This window comes from Cryobacterium sp. N22 (assembly GCF_002929555.1).
Classification (GTDB): Bacteria; Actinomycetota; Actinomycetes; order Actinomycetales; family Microbacteriaceae; genus Cryobacterium.
The window spans coordinates 58,715-79,933 of record NZ_PJJP01000039.1; the positions used below are offsets into that span (position 1 = coordinate 58,715).

At 69.2% G+C, this 21,219-nt stretch carries 20 protein-coding genes; 10 read left to right on the top strand and 10 right to left on the bottom strand.

The window, feature by feature from the left end:
- The first annotated feature begins 20 nt into the window (after positions 1-20).
- Positions 21-737, top strand: coding sequence for a hypothetical protein (locus CXY76_RS19290; RefSeq protein WP_146073474.1), 717 nt, complete (start codon positions 21-23; stop codon positions 735-737).
- 31 nt (positions 738-768) lie between these two features.
- On the opposite strand, the gene CXY76_RS15705 is transcribed toward CXY76_RS19290, so the two are convergent.
- Together CXY76_RS15705 and CXY76_RS15710 are read right to left on the bottom strand one after the other, a co-directional pair.
- Positions 769-2,364: an ABC-F family ATP-binding cassette domain-containing protein gene (locus tag CXY76_RS15705; protein ID WP_104166208.1), complete on the bottom strand. Its 1,596-nt coding sequence runs from the start codon at positions 2,362-2,364 to the stop codon at positions 769-771.
- Complete coding sequence (locus tag CXY76_RS15710) at positions 2,361-2,741, bottom strand: hypothetical protein (protein ID WP_104167300.1); 381 nt, start codon at positions 2,739-2,741, stop codon at positions 2,361-2,363. The genes CXY76_RS15705 and CXY76_RS15710 overlap by 4 nt, the downstream gene beginning before the upstream one ends.
- 65 nt (positions 2,742-2,806) lie before the next feature.
- Between CXY76_RS15710 and CXY76_RS15715 the strand changes: the two genes are divergently transcribed.
- The gene (locus tag CXY76_RS15715) at positions 2,807-3,697 is read left to right on the top strand and encodes a hypothetical protein (RefSeq protein ID WP_104166210.1); all 891 of its coding nucleotides are present in this window, start codon (positions 2,807-2,809) and stop codon (positions 3,695-3,697) included.
- A 17-nt stretch (positions 3,698-3,714) separates the two neighbouring features.
- Here the strand turns inward: CXY76_RS15715 and CXY76_RS15720 are convergent, their stop codons facing one another.
- Positions 3,715-4,641 carry a DnaJ domain-containing protein gene (locus CXY76_RS15720; RefSeq protein WP_104166211.1) on the bottom strand — a complete coding sequence of 309 codons (927 nt, stop codon included), beginning with the start codon at positions 4,639-4,641 and terminating at the stop codon, positions 3,715-3,717.
- 126 nt (positions 4,642-4,767) lie between these two features.
- On the opposite strand from CXY76_RS15720, the gene CXY76_RS15725 reads away from it, so the two are divergent.
- Positions 4,768-5,415, top strand: a complete 648-nt coding sequence (locus CXY76_RS15725) for a DUF1345 domain-containing protein (protein WP_233199943.1) — start codon at positions 4,768-4,770, stop codon at positions 5,413-5,415.
- Between the two features lie 21 nt (positions 5,416-5,436).
- Here the strand turns inward: CXY76_RS15725 and CXY76_RS15730 are convergent, their stop codons facing one another.
- From CXY76_RS15730 to CXY76_RS15735, 3 genes are all read right to left on the bottom strand, one after another.
- Entirely contained in the window at positions 5,437-6,285 is an 849-nt protein-coding gene (locus CXY76_RS15730) for an SMP-30/gluconolactonase/LRE family protein (protein ID WP_104166213.1), read from the bottom strand.
- 58 nt (positions 6,286-6,343) lie between these two features.
- On the bottom strand, positions 6,344-6,508 hold the full coding sequence (locus tag CXY76_RS19555; protein ID WP_199190335.1) for a hypothetical protein: 165 nt from the start codon (positions 6,506-6,508) through the stop codon (positions 6,344-6,346).
- 91 nt (positions 6,509-6,599) lie between these two features.
- The gene (locus tag CXY76_RS15735) at positions 6,600-7,325 is read right to left on the bottom strand and encodes an SOS response-associated peptidase (RefSeq protein WP_104166215.1); all 726 of its coding nucleotides are present in this window, start codon (positions 7,323-7,325) and stop codon (positions 6,600-6,602) included.
- Between the two features lie 83 nt (positions 7,326-7,408).
- On the opposite strand from CXY76_RS15735, the gene CXY76_RS15740 reads away from it, so the two are divergent.
- The 5 genes from CXY76_RS15740 (at position 7,409) to CXY76_RS15760 (ending at position 14,485) form a co-directional block, all read left to right on the top strand.
- The gene (locus CXY76_RS15740; RefSeq protein ID WP_233199945.1) at positions 7,409-8,107 is read left to right on the top strand and encodes a hypothetical protein; all 699 of its coding nucleotides are present in this window, start codon (positions 7,409-7,411) and stop codon (positions 8,105-8,107) included.
- Complete coding sequence (locus CXY76_RS15745) at positions 8,104-9,732, top strand: DNA polymerase Y family protein (protein WP_104166217.1); 1,629 nt, start codon at positions 8,104-8,106, stop codon at positions 9,730-9,732. Before CXY76_RS15740 ends, CXY76_RS15745 begins: the two co-directional genes overlap by 4 nt.
- Positions 9,733-9,779: 47 nt before the next feature.
- Complete coding sequence (locus CXY76_RS15750; protein WP_104166219.1) at positions 9,780-13,181, top strand: error-prone DNA polymerase; 3,402 nt, start codon at positions 9,780-9,782, stop codon at positions 13,179-13,181.
- Positions 13,182-13,191: 10 nt separating this feature from the next.
- A complete protein-coding gene (locus tag CXY76_RS15755; protein WP_199190336.1) occupies positions 13,192-14,031 on the top strand; it encodes a DUF3097 domain-containing protein in 840 nt (279 codons plus the stop codon).
- A 250-nt stretch (positions 14,032-14,281) separates the two neighbouring features.
- Positions 14,282-14,485, top strand: a complete 204-nt coding sequence (locus CXY76_RS15760; RefSeq protein ID WP_035840308.1) for a cold-shock protein — start codon at positions 14,282-14,284, stop codon at positions 14,483-14,485.
- Between the two features lie 186 nt (positions 14,486-14,671).
- Here the strand turns inward: CXY76_RS15760 and CXY76_RS15765 are convergent, their stop codons facing one another.
- Positions 14,672-15,151 carry an Lrp/AsnC family transcriptional regulator gene (locus CXY76_RS15765; protein ID WP_066595420.1) on the bottom strand — a complete coding sequence of 160 codons (480 nt, stop codon included), beginning with the start codon at positions 15,149-15,151 and terminating at the stop codon, positions 14,672-14,674.
- A gap of 125 nt (positions 15,152-15,276) precedes the next feature.
- Entirely contained in the window at positions 15,277-17,136 is a 1,860-nt protein-coding gene (locus tag CXY76_RS15770) for a DEAD/DEAH box helicase (protein ID WP_104167308.1), read from the bottom strand.
- A 134-nt stretch (positions 17,137-17,270) separates the two neighbouring features.
- On the opposite strand from CXY76_RS15770, the gene CXY76_RS15775 reads away from it, so the two are divergent.
- Entirely contained in the window at positions 17,271-18,104 is an 834-nt protein-coding gene (locus CXY76_RS15775; RefSeq protein WP_104166221.1) for an SGNH/GDSL hydrolase family protein, read from the top strand.
- On the opposite strand, the gene CXY76_RS15780 is transcribed toward CXY76_RS15775, so the two are convergent.
- Entirely contained in the window at positions 18,101-19,324 is a 1,224-nt protein-coding gene (locus CXY76_RS15780; RefSeq protein WP_104166223.1) for a D-alanyl-D-alanine carboxypeptidase family protein, read from the bottom strand. The genes CXY76_RS15775 and CXY76_RS15780 overlap by 4 nt on opposite strands.
- Before the next feature lie 63 nt (positions 19,325-19,387).
- Positions 19,388-20,191: an RNA methyltransferase gene (locus tag CXY76_RS15785; RefSeq protein WP_104166224.1), complete on the bottom strand. Its 804-nt coding sequence runs from the start codon at positions 20,189-20,191 to the stop codon at positions 19,388-19,390.
- 162 nt (positions 20,192-20,353) lie between these two features.
- Between CXY76_RS15785 and CXY76_RS15790 the strand changes: the two genes are divergently transcribed.
- Complete coding sequence (locus CXY76_RS15790) at positions 20,354-21,208, top strand: Sir2 family NAD-dependent protein deacetylase (protein WP_104166226.1); 855 nt, start codon at positions 20,354-20,356, stop codon at positions 21,206-21,208.
- The last annotated feature ends 11 nt before the right edge of the window (positions 21,209-21,219 follow it).

Sequence of the window (21,219 nt, forward strand, 5' to 3'; positions counted from 1 at the left end):
CCGTCCGGACAATAGTGGGTATGGACATCTACCGAACAGTCCGAACACGGGCCTGGCAGCTGTGCGTCGCCGTTGCGTGCGTCGGTGTGCTGATCACCGGATGCGGCCACGCCGACGCCACGGCTCCGTCCGCCGCCGGCCCGATCATGGGGCCGGCGCCGGCCGGGCCCAGCGCGGACGAGGTCTTCACGGCGTGCAGCCCACCGGGGATCGTGGACTACGACCCGATCGAGTCACTGGCGGTGCTGGCCGCGGACAGCACCGTGGTGATCATGGGCGAAATCGATCGGATCCAGGCGGGCCGCGACAGCACCTACACCGCATCGAAGGAGACGTCGACGACGCGAAGCGCGGTGATCGTCGTGCGGGACGTCACGGTTGTCTACGGAGAGTTGGACGCGGCCGTCAACGGCAGCGTCTACATCGAATTTGCGTCGAGCAGTCCGGACGAGTGCGCTGGAACGGTGCCGGCCGGAACGGCGATCGTCGCCTATCTGGAGCCGGCCTGGGACGGCGCCCGCAGCTACGTCGACGAGGACCCGACCTCCGAGTACACGGAAATCCAGGAGCCCGGCGCCGGGCGGCCCGCCGGCCAGCCGCTGTACCAGGCATCCGCGCTCGAGGGTCTGGTCTGGCAACTACCGGGCAGCGCCGAGGTGATCTGGCCGCTCTACCTGGGCACCGGCCCCGGGTCGATCCGTGAGGCCCTCCCGGACGGCACTCTCGCCGGCCCCTAGCGACCCTGAGGGGTTGCACGCGATGCGCGGGTCAGGCTACGGCGACCTCGACCTCGCCGGCTTCGGCACCCTCACTGCCGAAGATCAGGCGGCGGTTGGCGATCTTGTCGGTGAAGAACCTGTCGTGGCTGACCACCACCACGGCCCCGGGGAAGTGCAGCAGCGCCCGCTCCATCACCTGGGTGCTGGACATGTCCAGGTGGTTGGTGGGCTCGTCCAGCAGCAGCACCGAGGCGCCGGACAGCAGGCACTGGGCCATCGCCACGCGGGCCTTCTGGCCGCCGGAGAGGTTGCCGATCTTCTGCTTGAGGTCGGCCTCGGAGAACTGGAACATGGTGAGAAACCGGTTCACCGACTTGCGGGTGGCCGTGAACGCCAGGCTGCCCTCGAGCGCGTTGACCGCGTGGCTGACGGTGTCGGTGTCATCCAGCTCGGCGAGCACCTGGTTGTACGACACCATGCCGGCGCCCTTGGCCCAGTCCACCTCGCCGTGATCCGCCGATTCCTCCCCGGTGAGAACCCGCAGCAGCGTGGTCTTGCCGCTGCCGTTCGCGCCGAGCACCACGATGCGGTTGCCACGGCGGATCTCGAAGCTCAGGTCGTTGAAGAGCACCTTCTCGCCATAGGCCTTGCTGAGCATCTCGACCCGGCAGAGCACATCCTTCACGTGCAGGCCGCCGTAGATCTCGGTGATGATCTTGTCGACCGGTCGGGGTGTGCGGGACTTCTTGATGGTGGCCAGCTGGCTGCCGAGCTTGCGGCTGGCGTTCTTCTGGGCCTCGCGCCGGTCGGCGATGCCCTCGGACTCGAAGGCGAGCAGTTCGGACTCGTGCACAAACTGCTGCTCGAGGGTCTTGAGACGGAACTGCTTCTGCACCACGTATTCGCCGAAGTTGCCCGGGTACTCGTGCAGGTGGAAGTTCTCCAGCTCGATGATGCGGGTCACGACGGCGTCGAGGAAGGTGCGGTCGTGCGAGACGATCACGGCGGCGCCCTTGAAGTCGCGGAACCAGCTCTCCAGCCACTCCACGCCGGCTACGTCGAGGTAGTTGGTGGGCTCGTCCAGCAGCAGCACATCCGGTGCCTCGAGCAGGATCTTCGCCAGGGCCGCGCGGTTGCGCCAGCCGCCGGACAGCTCGTCGATCGCGCAGCTGCGGTGCGCCTCGTCGAAGCCCAGGATGGTCAGGGCCGCGTCGATGCGTCTCGGGTAGTCCCAGCCGTCCAGCCGGTCCATGTCCTCAAAGAGTTCGGACTGACGATGGATCAGCCGGTCGAGCTCGGCGCCGGCCGAGGAATCGGCGGCGATGGCCAGATCGATCGAGGCGAGTTCGGCTTCGACGGCCTTGATCTCCACGAACAGGGCGTCCAGCACCTCGGTGATCGTGGCCGCGCCGTTCAGCTCGGAGAACTGGGAGAAGTAGCCGATCTTCACGCCGTCATCGACGGTGACCGTGCCGGAGTCCGGCGTCACCTGGCCGAGGATCAGCTTGATGAGGGTGGTCTTGCCCGACCCGTTCCGGCCGATCATGCCGACCCGGTCGCCAGGTTCGAGCCTGAAGAAGGTCTCCCGGAGCACCTGGGTGTTCTCGAAACGCACGGTGACGTCGTTCAGCCGGATCAAACTCATGAGTCCTGCTCCCCATCCTCGGCGGCATCGACGATGCCGATGAAGCGGCTGCCGATGCCATCCACCTCACGGCGGCTGAGGCCGGCGGCGGCGGCCGGGAGCTCGTCATAACCGTGGTGGTCGCAGCTGAGGTAGGTGAACGTCGGCCACCACTTCTTCGGCCGCGTCGCCTCGGTGAACCCGCACACGCTGCAGGTCAACTCGATCCAGACGGGCTTCTTGCCGGTGCGGTTCGCGCGCGACTGCGCGAGCCAGGCGGGCGGGTTCTTCTCGATCTCGGCGAGCTGTGCTTCGGTCATGCGGCTGGGAAGGTCGTGGCGCTGCGCCATCTCGAGGGGAATGTCGAGGCGGAGCGCTGCTTCTCGTCTGGTAATCATCAGGTTCAACGATAGGCGCTGCGACGGACGCCAACGCTCCGGGGCAGGAACTGGTTCAATGAAGCATGCCTGAAACAGTTTCCCCGCTCGGCCTGCTGCTCGATGTGGATGGCCCGATCGCCAGCCCGGACACCCGCACCATCGCCACACCGAGCATCATCACCGACCTCATCACGCTGGCCGGGGCGAACGTGCCCATCGGCTTCATCACCGGTCGGTCGGCGCAGTTCATCAGCGAGCAGGTCGTGACCCCGCTGGTCACCGCGGGCCTGCCACGCGAGATGCGCATGTACGGGGTCTGCGAGAAGGGCGCCGTGTGGTTCCCCATCACCGACACCGGCATGGGCGAGGTCATCGTCGACGCCAGCGTCGCCCTGCCCGCCCCCGTGGTGAGCCGCATCCGCGAGCTGGTCGCCACCGACTACGCCGACACCATGTTCTTCGACGAGACCAAGCTCGCCATGATCTCCGTCGAACAGCGCACGGATATCGACCGGGCCGCCTACCACGTCGCTCAGGCGTCGTTCGAGGATGCCGCGTACGCCATCCTGATCGAACACGGACTGGGTGTGCGCTTCGGCGACAGGGTCTCCCCCGACGCCGAGGGAGCGGTACCGTTCCGCATTGACACCACGATCATTTCCACCGACATCGAATCGGTCGACCTGGACAAGGACCACGCCGCCCAGCGCGCCCTGGCCTTCTTCGCCGAGGGCGGACCGCTCCCCCGGGTGTGGCGGTCGGTGGGCGATTCCCGCAGCGACTACCTCATGGCCGACCACCTGCACGCGGCCGGCTACGACGTGGCCCACGTGGACGTGCGCCCGGCCGACGGCATCCTGGAGCGGCCGTACCCGGTGATCGTGGAGGGCGACCTCATCCACGATGAGGCGGGCGCCGCGTTCCTGGGCCACTGGGTGCAGAAGCTCGGCCTCGCCGACGCCGTACCCGCCTAGCGGCGCCCGGCATCCGCCTAGTCTTCGACGAAGCGGATGCCGTTCTGCAGGGTGCTGCGCAGTTCGAACACCTTCTCGAAGCTGCCGCGTTCCATCCCGGCGATACCGTCTCGCAGCACCCCGACCAGGCGCGACCGCGGGATCACGACCACCATCGGCCGTCTGCCCCGGCTCGGCATCGACAGGGGCTCGGCCACGGCCTGATCCGGTACCACCACGATCAGCGCGGTGAAGCGCACCCGGAGGGACTTGGCCAGGATTCGCGCTGCGGACGCGAACTCGTCCAGCGGCTCCTCGCCCGGCGCCAGGCCCTCGCCGACGAGTTCGCCGCGCTTGAGCTGCACGGGCGACCCCCAGTCCTCCGAGAGGATGGCGAACAGCCCGGCCGGGCCGAGCACGACATGGTCGACCTTCTCGACATCGTCCCGGGTGGCGATGTCGTGCCAGGCGGTGTATCCGATGCCGAGGCCGGAGATCAGCTGGGCGGTGTTTTCCTCGGCGAGGGCCTTGGCCAGCCGGTGCCTGATCTCCCGCGGCGCCGACCGCACCAGGTCAGGGGCGTACGGGTCGGCGATGACGGTGCCGCGACCGGCCCATTCCCGCAGCAGCGCCAGGTAGCGCTGGCGGGAGTGGCCGCCGGGATGGCCATGCATCCTGGCCTTCATTCCGTTCGAGGTGGGCCTGCCCGTCGGGCGCGACGTGCTGCTCGTGCCGGAGTAAGCGGTCTCCGGGTAGCGGGCCCCGTCGTACGCGGCCCGGGACTCTGGACTCCCGATGCGTTCCCAGGCCACCTGCACGGCGTGGAAGGAGGCCGCACTGCCACCGACATCAGGGTGGGACTGCCGCAGCTTGAGGCGGTAGGCGCGTCGCAACTCCTCGTCGGTCACCGACGGGCTCACGCCCAGCACCTCGTAGGGGCTGGCTGCGGCCGGACTCTCTGACATTCGTGCGGTCTCTTTCGGCCAGGAACGAAGAAAGGTCGTTCGGCTCCCAGCCTAGCCAGCGTTGCTGGCATCTGGCCGACACCGTGCGGCGCTCGCGGACCGGGCGATTTGTGCGACGATCAGCGAGTGAAGACCTCAACTCCAGTTCCCCGGGTGCACCGCTCAAGCACCCGGTTCATCGTCATGGTGGCCGTCGGCATCCTCGCGGGTCTGGCGTCGGGTCTGCTGGGCAACTGGTTGCTGGCGCCCGCGATCGGCTGGGCGGTCGCGGCGGTGCTCTACATCGGCTGGGTGTGGGTCAGCGTCGTTCCGCTGGACGCCGCCACCACGGCGGCCCACGCCACCAGGGAAGACCCGTCGCGGGGCATCACCGACCTGCTGCTGATCCTGGCCAGCCTGGCCAGTCTCGGCAGCATTCTCATCGTGCTGTTGCAGGCGCGTGCTGCCGAGGGGCCGGGCCAGGCCCTGCTCGCCGCCCTGGCGCTTGTCGTCGTCGCGCTGTCCTGGGTGCTCGTGCACACCCTGTTCGCCCTGCGGTACGCCTCGATGTATTACGCGGATGACGACGGCGGCATCGATTTCAACCAGCTGGAGCCGCCCAGGTACGCGGATTTCGCGTACCTGTCCTTCACCCTGGGAATGACCTTCCAGGTGTCGGACACAACACTGACCTCGTCGGCGATGCGTGCGGTGGCCCTGCGGCACGCGCTGATGTCGTTCCTGTTCGGCTCGATCATCCTGGCGACGCTGATCAACCTCGTGGCCGGCCTCTGAGCCGCACCCGCGGGGCAGCGCCTAACCGGCGAAGGGCGCGACCGGCAGCCCCGCGACACCCGGGGTCACCGAGAAGATCGAGCCGGCCAGCGGGTCCTCGCCAGGGGCGAGACCTTCGCGGGAGGTGGTGATGAACAACCGACGGAGGTCGTCGCCGCCGAAGGTGCAGGCCGTGACCCGGTGGGCGGCCACCTCGATGACCTCGTCCAGGGTGCCGTTCGGTGCGTAGCGGCGCACCGCCCCGCCTGCATACAGTGCCACCCACACGCCGCCCTCGCCGTCCACGGTGAGGCCGTCGGGGTAGCCGTCGGTGGACGGGATGTCGACGAAGGTGCGCAGCCCGGTCAGCCCGGTCTCCGGGGTCCAGTCGAAGACCCCGATCCGGCCGGTCGGCGTGTCGTTGTAGTAGGCCAGCGAACCGTCCGGGCTCCAGGCGAGACCGTTGGAGATGGTCACGCCGGCCACGGCCAGGTGCACCGATGCGTCCGGGGCGAGCCTGTACAGCGATCCGGCGCCGGTGCGCTGGTCGTACGCCATGGAGCCGCAGTAGAACGAACCGTCCGGAGCGGCGCCGCCGTCGTTCATCCGCACGCTCGGATCCGCCCACACCTCCGGCAGCCGGGTCAGGGTGCCGTCGGCGTCCTCGAGGGCGAAGCCGCGTTCGAGGGCGATGACCGCACCGCCGCCGACGCGTGGCCGCAGGGCGGCGGCGATGCTGTCCACGTGCCGACGGGTCACCGTGCCGTCGTCGGCCAGCGACAGAACGTCGCCGGCGAATAGGTCGACGAGGCGCAATCCGCCCCAGGACGCTGCGAAGACCGGGCCCTCACCGTGAAAGGTGATCGGGTCGGTGAGCTGTTCGGCGCGCATGGGATCCTCGTCGATCGGGGTGTCGGGGCCGGTCGCCGGCCCTGGTCAATCGGGCAGGTCAGTTGCGCAGTGCGCGAACGGGGATGGCGACGGCCGCGCTGACGGCCAGGATGCCGGCGAAGAAGATCGCGCCCTGCCAGGCGGTCACCGTGAAGGCCAGGCCGAAGAGCCACAGGCCCAGGACGAAGACGGCCATCGCGACGACGAAGGTAAGAATGGGCATGGAAGGATCCTCTCGACGGTGCCGCGAAAGCTTATCCGGGCTCGCTTCGAGAGTACTAGTTCGTCGCGTGCCGCGTGGCTCTCAGCGCCGGTCAGACGCTGTAGCCGACCTCACGCTCCGGGCCGAGCGGGTCGATGAGCTCCGGCGCATCCCCGGAGACCGGTGCTACCTGATAGAAGGCCAACCCGGCCGCCGCCTCCGTGGAGGCTTCGACCGCAGCGTCGACGAGGGCCTGGTCGCCGTCGGCGTGTGGGTCCAGCCAGCGATCCCAGCATTCCTCCGGCAGCACCACGGGCATCCGGTCGTGGATGTCGGAGAGGGCGCCCTGGGCGGCGGTGGTGAGGACGGTGGCCGTCAATACCCATCGGGCCGGGTCGTCGGGTCCGAGAGTGGGATTGCGCCACCACGAGTACAGTCCGGCCAGTGCCAGGGGCAGGCCGTCATCGGAGTACACGAAGTAGGGCGTCTTCGTGGTGCCCTCCGTGTGCCATTCGTAGTAGCCGGTGACCGGCACGATGGCCCGGGTCTTGGCCAGGGCCGTGCGGAAGGTCGGCTTCTCGGCGACGCTCTCGGCGCGGGCGTTGAAGGTGGCGAACGCGGCGGTCAGCTCGGGAGAGAAGGTGGGCACCAGCGACCAGCGAGCCGGTTCCAGCCGACGCACGACCGGATCGGATTTCATCGATTCGAGCACGATGGGGATCTGCTCGGTCGGTTTGACGTTCCAGGACGGCTCCGGCAGCTCTCCGGCCTCGTGCTCGATGTCGAACATGGCGGCGAGGTCAGGCGCCGAATCGGTAATGATGAATCGCCCACACATAGGCTCAGGTTACCGTGCGCCACAGCAGGACCGGGTTATCCACACCGGTTGACGAAATCGAATCTGTGTTCGAAAATTAGAGGGTGTCCATTCCTCTGACCTCCGTAGCGCACGCAGCCGGTCCTCCCGCCGGCTCCGCCGCCGAGCGGGTCAGCGAACTGCAGGCACGCATCCACGGAATGCAGCGGGACCGCTGGGATGCCGGCGGACGGCCCGTCTCCGGAGTCCTCGCCGGGCTCCTGCCGGACGGGATCTTGCGCACCGGTGTGGTCTACACGGTCGATAACTCGACGTCGCTGATCATGGCCGCTGTTGCAGCGGCGACAGCGGACGGTGGCTGGGGCGCCGTGGTGGGCCTGCCCGACTTCGGCGCGGAGGCGGCGATCGGATACGGAATCGACCTCGAGCGACTCGTGCTGGTTCCCTCCCCCGCCGATCAGTGGTTGGCCGTGACGGCGGCGCTGGTGGATGTGCTGCCCGTCGTCGTCGTGCATCCCGCACGTGCCGTCGGCGACGCCGAGGCGGCAAGGCTCGGCGCGCGGCTGCGGCAGAGCGGATGCACCCTGATCGTGGCCGGGGCGTGGCCCCAGAGCGAGGCCGCCCTGCGCGTCACCGACACCCGTTGGGACGGCCTGGGCGCTGGACACGGCTACCTGGCCGGTCGGGACCTGGCCGTGCACGTCACCGGGCGGAACGGCTCCGGACGACGGCGGTCCACGCTCGTGCACCTTCCCGACGCCGCCGCCGCCGCCGCCGGCATCCGGCAGCCGGGTGAGTCATGAACCGCGAACGCACCATCGTGTTGTGGTGCCCGGACTGGCCCGTGCTGGCCGCTCGGTCAGCCACCGACCTGCCCGCAGACGGCCCGATGGCTCTCATAGAGCACGGGATGGTCTTCGCCTGCTCCATCGAGGCGCGACGCCAGGGTGTCCGGCGCGGCCTGACCGTACGGGAGGCCCAGTTCCGGTGCACCGACCTCGTCGTGCTGCCCTACGACCCCGCGCTGGACCGGCGGGCCTTCGACCCCGTGTTGGACGGCCTCGAGGACATCACGCCCGGTGTGGCCGTGCTCCGTCCGGGCACCTGCGCGATCCGCGCCCGAGGCCCGGTGCGCTACTACGGCAGCGAGGACGCCGCGGCACGAGCCATGCTCGACTACTTGCACGGGGCCGGACTTCCCGAGGCCAGGGCCGGAATCGCCGACGGCCCCTTTGCGGCCGAGCAGGCGGCGCGGCGCGAGGGGTTTCCGTCGCGGGCGCGGGCGGTTGATCCCCGCGGCGCCCTGCCGGAGCGTCTGGACCGGGTGCACATCGTCCCGCCCGGGGAATCGGCCGCGTTCCTGGCGCCGTTGCCCGTGTCGGCAGTGGCCGAGGCCGGGCTCGGCACCCTGTTGGCCCGGCTGGGGGTGCACACCCTCGGCCAGCTCGCCGCCCTGCCCGCCCAGGACGTCCACCGCCGTTTCGGGGCGGCAGCGGCGCAGGCGCACGCCCGGGCTGCCGGGCGCGAGCACGAGGAGGTCGTGCCCCGCACCCCCACACCGGTGTTCGACCGCGGCCAGGAGTTCGAACCGGCCCTGGACCGCATCGACCAGCTCGCCTTCGCGTTGCGCAGCACCGCCGACACCTTCGTGCAGACCCTGCGGGAGCAGACGCTCGTGTGCACGGCCGTCTCGATCCTGGTCAGCACCGAAGACGGTCTCCTGACCGAACGGACCTGGCGACATCCCCGGTGGTTCACCGCCTCCGACCTGATCGACAGGGTGCGCTGGCAGCTGCAGGGCGAGGGTCGGGCCGACTCGGGCCTGGCCGCCGGGGTCGTCCGGGTGGTCTTCTCCCCCGACAGGGTCGACGCCGTCGCGAACCACGAGGACGGCCTGTGGGGAACAGGCCCCGACGAGCGCATCCACCATGCCCTCACCCGGGTGCAGGGCCTGGTGGGCCACGCCGGCGTCGTGACGGCGGCCATCGGCGGTGGGCGGATGCTCGCCGACCGCCAGGTGTGGGTGCCCTGGGGCGATGACGGTGCCGGTTTGCCGACCGGCGGTCCGGGCGGCGCCGACCGCCCCTGGTCCGGGAGCCTCGGCGGGCTGCTTCCCGCCACGGTGTACCGGGAACGCCATCCGGTCGCCCTCGTCACCGACGACGGCCGGTCGTTGCGGGTCGATGACCGCGGCGCTCTCGATGGTGAGCCGGCGCGATTCTCACCGCCCCGGTCCATCGAGGGGTCCACCGGGGGCCCGCCGAGCCCGGTGGTTGCCTGGGCCGGCCCGTGGCCGGTGCGGGAACGCTGGTGGGACCCCATGGCCGGCCGCACAGTGCAACGGGTGCAGATCGTCGAGGAGACCGGCGGCGCGTGGCTGCTGGCGCTGGACGACGACGGTTGGCGGGCCGAGGCCCGGTATGACTAGGCCCGGTATGACCAGGCCCCGGATGACAGAGAGGACGATGCACCCCGATGGGATTCAATAACCCGCCCATTCCCTGGTCGGAACTGGAGCGCAGGCTCTCCGACCGGCGCCCCGGCGGCCCTCCCCCCGAGGCCGACGGCGGTGACAGCCCTGCCTGGTCCCGACATCGCCAGCCCTACGCGGCAGAGACCCCGCCGCGCCCACCGGCCGGGACCGTCGTCGGCTATGCGGAGCTGCACGCCCACTCCAACTTCAGCTTCCTCGATGGCGGAAGCTCCCCGGAACGCCTCCTCGAGGAGGCCGGCGCGCTGGGCCTGCACGGCCTGGCCCTCACCGACCACGACGGGTTGTACGGGGCGGTCCGCCTGGCCGAGACCGCGGAGAGCTACCCGGGTGTGCGAACTGTCTTCGGGGCAGAGCTGTCCCTCGGGCTGACCCGTCGGCAGAACGGGGTACCGAACCCCGAGGGCAGTCACCTCGTGGTTCTGGCCAGGGGTCAGGAGGGCTATCACCGACTGGCCGCCGCGCTCACCCACGGTCAGCTCGCCGGGGGCGAGAAGGGCCGGCCCGTCTACGACGTCGAGGAGCTCGCCGAGTCGTCCGGCGGGACCTGGAGCATCCTGACCGGATCTCGGTCCGGCGCGGTACGCCAGGCCCTGCAGCAGGACGGCGACCAGGCGGCGGCCCGGGAACTGGACCGCCTGATCGCCCTGTTCGGACGCGACAGCGTGAACGTCGAACTGGTCGACCACGGCCGGCCGCAGGACTCCGTGACCAACGACAGGCTGGCCGCTCTGGCGGACCGGGCGGGTCTGCCGGTTCTCGCAACCAACAACGTTCACTATGCCCAACCGGCCGATTTCAGGCTGTTCTCCGCCCTGGCCGCCGTGCGCGCCCAGCGCAGCCTGGACGATATGGACGGCTGGCTTCCCGCAGCGCCCACCCAGCACCTGCGGAGCGGAGCCGAGATGGCCGCGCGCTTCGGCCGGTATCCGGGGGCTGTCGCCCGTACGGTGCCACTCGCCGACGAGCTGGCCTTTTCGCTGCGCCGGGCCAGGCCCCGACTGCCCCGTCAGCACGTTCCGGACGGGCACACGCCGATGAGCTGGTTGCGTCAGCTGGTCTGGGATGGCGCGGAACGCGCGTACCCCGGGTACAACGCCAATGTGCGCGAGCGCCTGGAGAAGGAGCTCGCGGTGATCGAGGCGAAGGATTTCCCGGGCTACTTCCTGATCGTGCACGACATCGTGCAGTTCGCCCGGCGCAACGGGATCCTATGCCAGGGCCGCGGGTCCGCGGCCAACTCGGCCGTGTGCTTCGTGATCGGGATCACCGCGGTGGACTCGATCTTCTATCGCCTGCCCTTCGAGAGATTCCTCTCCAGCCTGCGGGAGGAAGAACCCGACATCGACGTGGACTTCGACTCCGACCGGCGGGAGGAGGTGATCCAGTACGTCTACGAACGCTACGGCCGGCTCAACGCCGCCCAGGTGGCCAACGTGATCACCTACCGGCCGAAGTTCGCGGTACGCGACATGGCCAAGGCCCTCGGCTACAGCACCGGACAGCAGGATGCCTGGTCAAAACAGGTGGAGCAGTGGGGTTCGGCGGTGTCCAGCCCCGACCACGACATCCCCGACCAGGTCGCCGACCTCGCCGGCCAGGTGCTCGGATTTCCCCGCCATCTCGGCATCCACTCCGGTGGGATGGTGCTCACCGACCGGCCCGTCGGCGAGGTCTGCCCCATCGAACACGCCCGCAAGGAGAACCGCACGGTTCTGCAGTGGGACAAGGACGACTGCGCCTGGATGGGCCTGGTCAAGTTCGACCTGCTCGGGCTCGGCATGCTCGCCGCCCTGCAGTACACCTTCGACCTGGTTCGGGACTCCCTCGGCGAGGACTGGAGCCTGGGCGGCATTCCCCGGGAGGAGGCCGGGGTGTACGACATGCTCTGCCGCGCCGACTCCATCGGGGTGTTCCAGGTGGAGAGCCGCGCCCAGATGGGCACCCTGCCGCGCCTGCAACCGCGCCGCTTCTATGACCTCGTGGTCGAGATCGCACTCATCCGCCCCGGCCCCATCCAGGGTGGCGCCGTGCACCCGTACATCCGGCGCAAGCTCGGCCAGGAACCGGTGACCTACCTGCACCCCAAACTCGAGCCGGTCCTCGAACGCACCCTCGGCATCCCGCTCTTCCAGGAGCAACTCATGCAGATGGCCATGGCGGTGGGCGGCTGCAGCGGCGAGGACGCCGACCTGCTCCGCCGGGCAATGGGCTCCAAGCGCGGCATCGAGAAGATCTCCTCCCTGCGCGCCACCCTGTACGAAGGCATGGCCGGCAACGGCATCACCGGGGACCTGGCCGACGAGATCTACGAGAAGATCGAGGCCTTCGCCAACTTCGGCTTCGCCGAGAGCCACTCGATCAGCTTCGCCCTGCTCGTCTATGCCAGCGCCTGGCTGAAGCTGCACTACCCGGGCGCCTTCCTCGCCGCACTGCTGCGCGCCCAGCCGATGGGCTTCTACTCGCCGCAATCCCTGGTCGCGGACGCCCGTCGGCACGGTGTGCAGGTATTGAGACCCGATGTGCAGCTCTCCGGCGCGGATGCGGTGCTCGAGTCGCTGCCCGACGCGTCGGGCGAGCCGGTGGGACGGCCGGGCTGCCTAGAGCACGACCAACCCGCCGTGCCGGTCTACGACCGCACCCTGCCCGTGGACGACCGGGGCCACCGCAGGGACACCGCCCTGGCCGTGCGGCTCGGGCTCGCCGACGTGCGATCCATCGGCACGGCGGTGGCCGAACGGATCGTCACCGACAGGACCAGGTTCGGTCCGTTCCGGTCGATGAACGACCTGGCCCGCCGCGCCCGGCTCAACACCGAACAGCTCGAATCCCTGGCCACGGCCGGAGCCTTCGACGGGCTGGGCCTCGAACGCCGGCAAGCACTCTGGTCGGCCGGGGAAGCGGCCCAGGAGACCGACGCGCACCTGCGCGGCTCCTTCGAGACCGTGCAACCACCCCTGCTGGCCCTGATGACGCCGGTGGAGCAGGTGGCCTACGACCTCTGGGCAACCGGGGTCTCCACCGACGACCATCCGATCCGGCACGCCAGGTCGGTCCTGGCCGCTCGGGGCGCCCTGGCCGCGAATCAGCTGGCCGCCACCGAGAACGGCCGCCGCATCGAGGTGGGTGGTGTGGTCACCCACCGCCAGCGACCGGCTACCGCGAACGGTGTCACCTTTATCAACCTCGAGGACGAGACCGGAAACGTCAACGTCGTGGTGAGCGTCGGGGTCTGGACCCACTTCCGCCGGATCGCCCGGGAGTCGCCCGCACTGATGATCCGCGGCATCCTCGAACGCTCCCCGGAGGGCGTTGTCAACCTCATCGCCGACAGATTCGAACCCCTCACCGTGGCGGCCCACACGTCGTCGAGGGACTTCCGCTAGCGTCGATTGCGTGAATGAAGACCGTTACTCCAATGATGTGCTCGCCGCCGGATGGCGGGAGGCCGGCCGCCGTGTGGTCCCCCAGCAGGAGGCCGTACGCGACCTGGTCGTCGAGGAGGTCGCCACCGGGTTCTGCGGTGCGGTGATCAGGGTCGAGAAGAAGGTCGTCACCCTGGAGGACCGGCACGGGAAGCTCCGGCTGTTCCCCCTCGGCGGCGGCTTCCTGCTCGACGGCGAGCCTGTCGTCCTCGTGCCGCCTCGGGCTGCCGCCCCGGCGACCCGGGGACGCACGGCGTCCGGTTCGCTGGCGGTGGCGGATGCGCCGGCGCGGGTGGCCAGGGCCAGCCGCATCTTCGTCGAGGGCCGCCACGATGCCGAGCTCGTCGAGAAGGTCTGGGGCGCCGACCTCCGCATCGAGGGCGTCGTGGTGGAGTACATCGAGGGCGTGGACAACCTCGCCGAACTGCTGGCGGACTTCAAGCCGGGACCGACACGCCGCGTCGGCGTTCTCGTTGACCACCTGGTGCCCGGATCCAAGGAGAGCCGCATAGCCGAGGCCGTCGCCCGCGGCCCACACGGCCGGCACGTCCTCGTGGTCGGACATCCCTATGTGGATGTCTGGCAGTCGGTGAAGCCGGCCCGACTGAATCTGCCGGTCTGGCCGCAGATTCCGCGCAACATCGAGTGGAAGCACGGCATCTGCGCGGCGCTCGGCTGGCCGCACGACGACCAGGCCGACATCGCCAGGGCCTGGCAGCGAATCCTGGGACAGGTGCGCAGCTACGCCGATCTCGAACCGTCATTGCTTGGCCGGGTCGAGCAGCTGATCGATTTCGTCACCGTCGAATAGCGCCGTCACCGGCACACTTTGAGCATTTCTGTCAGAATTCGTAACACTTTGATCGCTTTTTCGCACAGAACTTCACGCAGACCGAGCGATGTGGGCTAGTGTTGTCGAAGTAGTTGTAGTGCTTGCACGTCTAAAAAACGTATCGACTTCGGTCGGTGCGGGCTTATTCCTTTCGGAAGCGGACGACGAATACCGCGACGAACGGCCTCGAAAGTCGGGGCCTTTCTAACACTCCTGGAGGAGTTTCATAATGGCAACAGGTACCGTGAAATGGTTCAACGCTGAAAAGGGCTTCGGATTCATCGCTCCCGACGACGGAAGCGCCGATGTCTTCGCGCACTACTCCGCGATCGCTTCGAACGGCTACAAGTCGCTCGATGAGAACCAGAAGGTCGAGTTCGAGGTAACCCAGGGCCCCAAGGGTCCCCAGGCCGAGAACATCCGCGCCCTCTAAATAGAGCTGCGGCAGCTCAAAGCTGCTTGCAACGCCCCCGCTTCGGCGGGGGCGTTGCTTTTTTAACCCGCGTAGGCAAAACAACTGTTCCCCAGGCGGACAAGTGCGTCCGGCGTACCGGGTGCATTTGTCCGCACGGGGAACAGTTGGCGTGCGGGAACGGGCTGGCGGGAACGAGCAGGCGCGCTACTTGACCAGGTCCTGCCAGCCGTCGCCGTCGACGTACTCGAAGATCAGGTTGGTCTCGGTGTGCGCCACCGCCGGATGCTCTGCCAGGTGCTCGAGGACGAAGTCGCGCAGGTCGGAGGCATCCGCCGCGGCCACGTGCAACAGGTAGTCGTCGGCGCCGGCGGTGTGGAACAACCCGATCACGCCGGGCCAGTGCGGAGCGGCACTGCGGAAGTCATCGATCTGCTCCCTCGCGTGCTTGGCCAGTCGCACCGAGATCAGGGCCTGCAGTGAGGCCCCGAGGGCGGCCAGGTCGATGTTGGCCCGGTAGCCGCGGATGTGGCCCAGCTGCTGCAGCCGGCGCAGCCGGAGGGACACCGTGGACTCCGCCACGCCGATTTCGGCGGCCAACGCGGCTCCGGAGGCGCGAGCGTTGACCGAGAGCGCGCGGAGCAGCGCCCGGTCGACGCGGTCCAGGTCGGCTTTCTTGGAATCCATACACGCTCTCTTTCGTTTGAGCGTCAGTTTATCGACCGTTCTTCGACAGCGACAGCCGCTCCTGCACCAACTGCGTCACAGATGGGTTTCCGGCGGATGTCGACGGTGAATCTGCGAGCGTCGGGTCAGCTGCGGCCGAGGCGGCGGCGGAGCAGGTCGATGCGCTTCTGGATCTGGGTGACGCTGGCCTGGGCGACCGCGGGTCCCCCGCAGAGCCGGCGCAGCTCGGCGTGCACCATGGCGTGCGGCTCCCCCGCCAGCTTGGACCACATACCCACGAGGCTGCCCAGCAGCGCCCGCTGCTCCTTGAGCGTGCGATACAGGGGTATCGGCTCCTCCGGTGCTCCCTCGACCGCCGCGGCCGCTGTGCGCCGCTCAGAGCCGCGCTTGGCCTGCCGGTGCTGTCGTTGGCGCAGCAGCTCGGAGACCTGCTCGGGTTCGAGCAGCCCGGGGATGCCGATGAAGTCGAACTCCTCGTCGGTGCCGGGTTCGGCGAGCTCCCCGAACTCGTCGCCGTTGAACATCACCATGTCGAAGGTGGCCTGGGAATCCAGCGCCTGCCAGGTGAATTCCTCCTGGCCGAGGTCGTCTGAGGCCTTCTCGGACTTGTTGGCGGCCGCCACCATGGCGTCCTCGGGGTTGTACATGCCGTCGTCGCCGTCGTCACGGTTGCTGCGGTCCAGCGCGTGGTCGCGTTCGAGTTCCATCGCGTTGGCGAGGCTCAGCAGGCCGGGCACGTTGGGCAGGAAGATCGAGGCGGTCTCACCGCGACGGCGGGCGCGCACGAACCGGCCGATGGCCTGCGCGAAGAACAGCGGCGTGGAGGCGCTCGTCGCGTAGACGCCCACGGCCAGGCGCGGAACGTCCACACCCTCAGACACCATCCGCACCGCGACCATCCAGCGCCGGGTGTTGTGCGAGAACTCGTCGATCCGGTCGCTGGATTCCTTTTCGTCGGAAAGCACCACGGTGGCGGCCTCGCCGGAGATCTCCTCGAGGATGGCCGCGTACGCGCGCGCCGTGGTCTGGTCCGTCGCGATCACCAGGCCGCCGGCATCCGGGATACCGTGCCGCACCTCGGTGAGGCGAGCGTCCGCGGCCCGCAGGACCGCGGGAATCCACTGGCCGGTGGGTTCCAGTGCCGTCCGCCAGGCCTGCGAGGTGATGTCCTTGGTATTGCCCTCGCCGAGCTTGGCCTCCATCTCGTCGCCGGTCCGGGTGCGCCACTTCATGTGCCCGGCGTAGACCATGAACATCACCGGGCGCACGACGCCGTCTTCGAGGGCGCGGCCGTAGCCGTAGTTGTAGTCGCTCTGTGACAGCCGGATGCCGTGCTTGTCGGGCAGGTAGGTCACGAACGGGATGGGCGACGTGTCCGAGCGGAACGGGGTACCGGTGAGCGAGAGCCGCCGGGTGGCCGGATCGAAGGCCTCGCGGATGGCGTCGCCCCAGCTGAGGGCGTCGCCGCCGTGGTGCACCTCGTCGAGGATCACCAGGGTGCGGCTGGCCTGGGTGAGTTCGCGGTGCAGCGCCGCGCGGGTGGCCACCTGAGCGTAGGTGACGGCGATGCCGTGGAAATGGCTACCGTAGCGGCCGTGCGCGTTCTTGAAGCCGGGATCCAGGCGGATGCCGGCGCGGGCGGCCGCATCCGCCCACTGGCGTTTGAGGTGCTCGGTCGGGGCGACCACGGTGATGCGGTCGATCACCCGGCGGGCCCGCAGCTCGGCGGCCAGGCGCAGCGCGAAGGTGGTCTTGCCGGCACCGGGGGTGGCCGCGGCGAGGAAGTCGCGGGGCTGGTGTTGGAAGTAGGCCTCGAGGGCCTCGGCCTGCCAGGCGCGGAGCTTGCTCGCGGTGCCCCAGGCGGCTCGTTCGGGGAATGACGGGGAGAGGTGCTCCGCGGCGCTGGTGCCGGCCGGTCCGCGGTCCGGCCCGAAGACGGGCGGGGTGTCGACGGTGTCGGCGAGATTGCTCTCCCGATCAGGCAGGGCGAACAATCCGGGTTCAGTGGTCTCCCGGTGCGAGGGTTCCCGGAAAGCGGATCCGAAGTCAGGTGGAGTAGTCACTTCATAAGAGATTACCAACTCGCGCCGACATCCGCCCGACGGTGCAGACTGACAGCATGTCGAAACAGCAGCATCCGTGGTCCCGCTACGTCGCTCTCGGCGACTCGTTCACCGAGGGCATCGGTGACCCGGAAGCGGCCAGCCCCGGCGGGAACCGCGGGTGGGCGGACCGGGTTGCCGAGATGCTCAGCCTGGGTTCGGACGATTTCGCGTACGGCAATCTGGCGGTCAGGGGCAAGCTGATGAATCAGATCCTGGCCGAACAGGTGGGTCCAGCGCTGGCCCTGCGGCCCGACCTGGTCACGATCTCCGCCGGCGGCAACGATGTTCTGCGGCCGGGCAGTGACCCGGATGCCATCGCCACGCGGTTTGACGACGCGGTCGGACTGCTCGGGTCGGAGGGCGCCACGGTGGTGGTTTTCACCGGCACCGATGTGCGCTTCTCCCCCGTGCTGCGGGGCCTGCGCGGCAAGGTGGCGATCTACAACGAGAACATCCGCGCCATCGCCGCCGCCCATGGCGCGATCGTGGCCGATATGTGGTCGCTGACCGAGATCCAGGACCCCCGGATGTGGGCCCCCGACCGGCTGCACCTCAATCCGCTTGGCCACCACACCGTGGCCAGGATGGTGCTGGACGCGCTCAATGTGCTCAATGCGCTCGAGCCGCAGCTGCCGGAGCCGATGCCCGGCGTCACCTGGCGTCAGGCGCGCACCGAAGACCTCGCCTGGGCGAGGGAGTATCTGGTGCCCTGGGTGCTGCGCCGGGTGCGTCACCAGTCCTCGGGGGACAACATCCTGCCCAAGCGCCCCGCCGCGGACCCGGTGACCAGGCTCGACCAGCCGGACGACACCGAAACCGAAATCGAGACCGAACGCGGAATCGGTTAGATCTCGCCGGGGTTGGTCCAACGCCAGAACGGCCCCGGATCGGTGATGGTCTGGTCGAGGACGAGCGGAACAGTGACGGTCTCCGTACCGACGGTCACGTCGACGCTGCCGACGGAGTCGCCCTTCTCACCCAGGGTCAGCGCCGAGACGTCGACGGTACTTTCGATCGGGGTGTCGGACCAGACCACGGCGGACTCGGAGGTCTCGGCCACAGCCCGCGCCGACTGCCCCCAGGGGGTCGTGTACGTGCCGTAGGACGTGCCGGCCTCGACCAGGGTCACCGTGCGGAACCCGGGCTCCACGCTGTCGATGAGGCTCAGGATGCTCTCGTTGAGTTCGCTGTGGGTGTCCCCACCGAGCACGACACCCACCAGGGTGACCGAGGTGTCGCCGACGGGAACGTCCACGGCGAAGAGCAGGCAGGCGCCGGCCTCGTCCGTGGTGCCGGTCTTGATGCCGTCGACGCCGTCGACGCCGAGCAGCTTGTTCGTGTTGGTCACGGTGCCCACGGTCGGGATGACGGCGCTGGGCATGGCCACGATGCCCGCCAGGGCCGGGTTGGCCATCACGAGTTTGCCGATGGCCACCAGGTCGGCCGGGCTGCTCACACTCTGGGCGGAAATGCCGCTGGTGTCGGCGACGGTCGTGCCAGTCAGGCCGTTCGCGGCGAGATAGTCCGCGGCGGCGGCCAGGTACGCGTCCACGGAACCGAACGCCCACACGGCGAGGGACACGCTGTAGTTGTTCGCCGAGGGAATCAGCATCGTTTCGAAGGCTTCGCGTTGGCTGAGCACCTGGCCGGCGGAAACGGGCGCCACCGAGCCGTCCTCCGCGATCGCGTCGTAGTAGATGTCGACGTCGGCGTCGGTGAAGGTGATGTCGGGTCCGGGCTCGTCGCCGGTGAGCGGCTTGGCCTCGAGGATCACCAGGGCGGTGACCATTTTGGTGATGCTGGCGATGGGCACCGAAGCCTGGTCGCCGCTGGAGCTCAGGACCCCGTCGAAGCCGACGGCGCCGATGGCGCCGGCACCCTGGTCGGGCCAGGCGGGTGCGACAGCCGCCTGGCTGAGCGCGGGCGGGTCGGTGAGGGCTGCGGCCGTGCTGGAGACCGGGGCGAGGCCCGTGCTGGTGAGGTAGGCGCCGGATGCGAGGACCACGGCGAGCACGCCGAAGACTGCGATACGCCGACGGCGGTAGACCTGGCCACGGGAGTTAGACATTCGATGATTCTAACCACGGGTGCCCGGACGTGTTCGCAGGGTCGCCGCGCGCCAGGGAAACGGCTAGGCGCGGAGCGCCCACAGGGCCACGGCGCTGGCCGAGGCGACGTTCAGCGAATCCACGCCGTGCAGCATCGGGATCGTGACCACGGTGTCGGCCACGGCCAATGCGGTGCGGCTCAGTCCGTCGCCCTCGGTGCCGAGAATCAGTGCCACCCGCTCCGGCGGGTCGTTCGCGAAGACGTCCAGGGAGACGGCGTCGTCGGCCAGGGCCAGCGCCGCCAGGTGGAAGCCGTGCTCGTGCAGGACCGACGCGGCCTGGTCCCATTCCGGCAGCCGGGTCCAGGGCACCTGCAGCACGGTTCCCATGCTCACCCGGACGCTGCGCCGGTACAACGGGTCGGCACAGCGCGGCGTGATCAGCACGGCATCAGCACCGAGCCCTGCGACCGACCTGAAGATCGCACCAACATTGGTGTGGTCGACGATGTCTTCGAGAATCACGATGCGCCGGGCGCCGCGGATGATGTCGGCCACCGACGCCAGGTCGGGGCGGTGCATGGCCGCCAGGGCCCCGCGGTGCAGGTTGTAGCCGGTGAGCTGCTCCAGGAGCGCCGCAGAGCCCACATAGATCGGGACATCCGGCCAGTCCGCCAGCAGGCGCTCGGCATCCGGCAGCCACTGCTCCTGCACGAGAACCGAACGCGGACGATGCCCGGCGGCGAGGGCCCGGCCGATCACCTTGGCCGACTCGGCGATGTACAGGCCGTTCGCCGGTTCGGACACGCGGCGCAGGGCAACGTCGGTCAGACGCGAGTAGTCGGCGAGGCCGGGCGCATCGAGGTCGGTAATCGGGACGATCTGCACGAAAGCCGCCGCCTTTCTGGGAGGGGTCTGTTGCCGGCTGCCGGTGCCGGAACCTGGAACCGTAACACAGCCGAAAACTGACCAGTTTAGACTCAGAGGACATCGACGCCACGCCAGCTCCCCCGGGGCCCGGCCGGCGGCGACGCACGAGGATGGAGCATCATGACGGCCGAGACTGTCCTGACGACGTCTGCGGCGGCCGGGGAAGACCTCGACGCCGTGGCGGCGATCCTGCGCGGCCGGCGCACGGCCGTCCTCACCGGCGCCGGGGTGAGTACCGATTCCGGAATCCCCGACTACCGCGGAGCGGGCGCCCCGGTGCGCGTGCCGATGACCTTCCAGACCTTCCTCGCCGACGAACGGGCGCGCAAACGCTACTGGGCCGGAAGCCACCTGGGCTGGCACCGGTTCCGGGCCGCCGAACCCAATCTGGGCCACCGGTCGCTTGTCGCCCTCGAAACCGCCGGCCTGGTCAGCGGCATCATCACCCAGAACGTCGACGGCCTGCACACCCGCGCCGGGTCCCGCCACGTCGTCGACCTGCACGGATCGATGGACCTGGTGGTCTGCCTCTCCTGCGGGCAGGCATTCGGCCGGGACAGCATCGCCGCCCGCCTGGAGGCGCACAATCCGGTGCTGGCTGACCCCGACCAGGTCGAGATCGCACCGGACGGCGACGCCATCGTGGTCGACATCGAGAATTTCATCGTTCCGGACTGCTCGGTGTGCGGCGGGCTGCTCAAGCCCAATGTGGTGTTCTTCGGTGAGCTGGTCCCGACGGGGAAGTTCACCGCGGCCTCCGCTCTCGTCCGCGCGGCGGACGCCCTGATCGTGGCGGGCTCCTCACTCGCGGTCAATTCGGGAATCCGGTTGCTCGAGCAGGCCAGGCGCCGCAAGCTGCCCATCGTGGTGATCAACCGCGGGGCGACCAAGGGCGACGGCCGCGCCCTGGTTAAACTGGAGGCAGGCACGTCGGAGACGTTTGCCGGGTTGGTGACCCGACTCACCGACCTGTAGCCGGCCAGCGC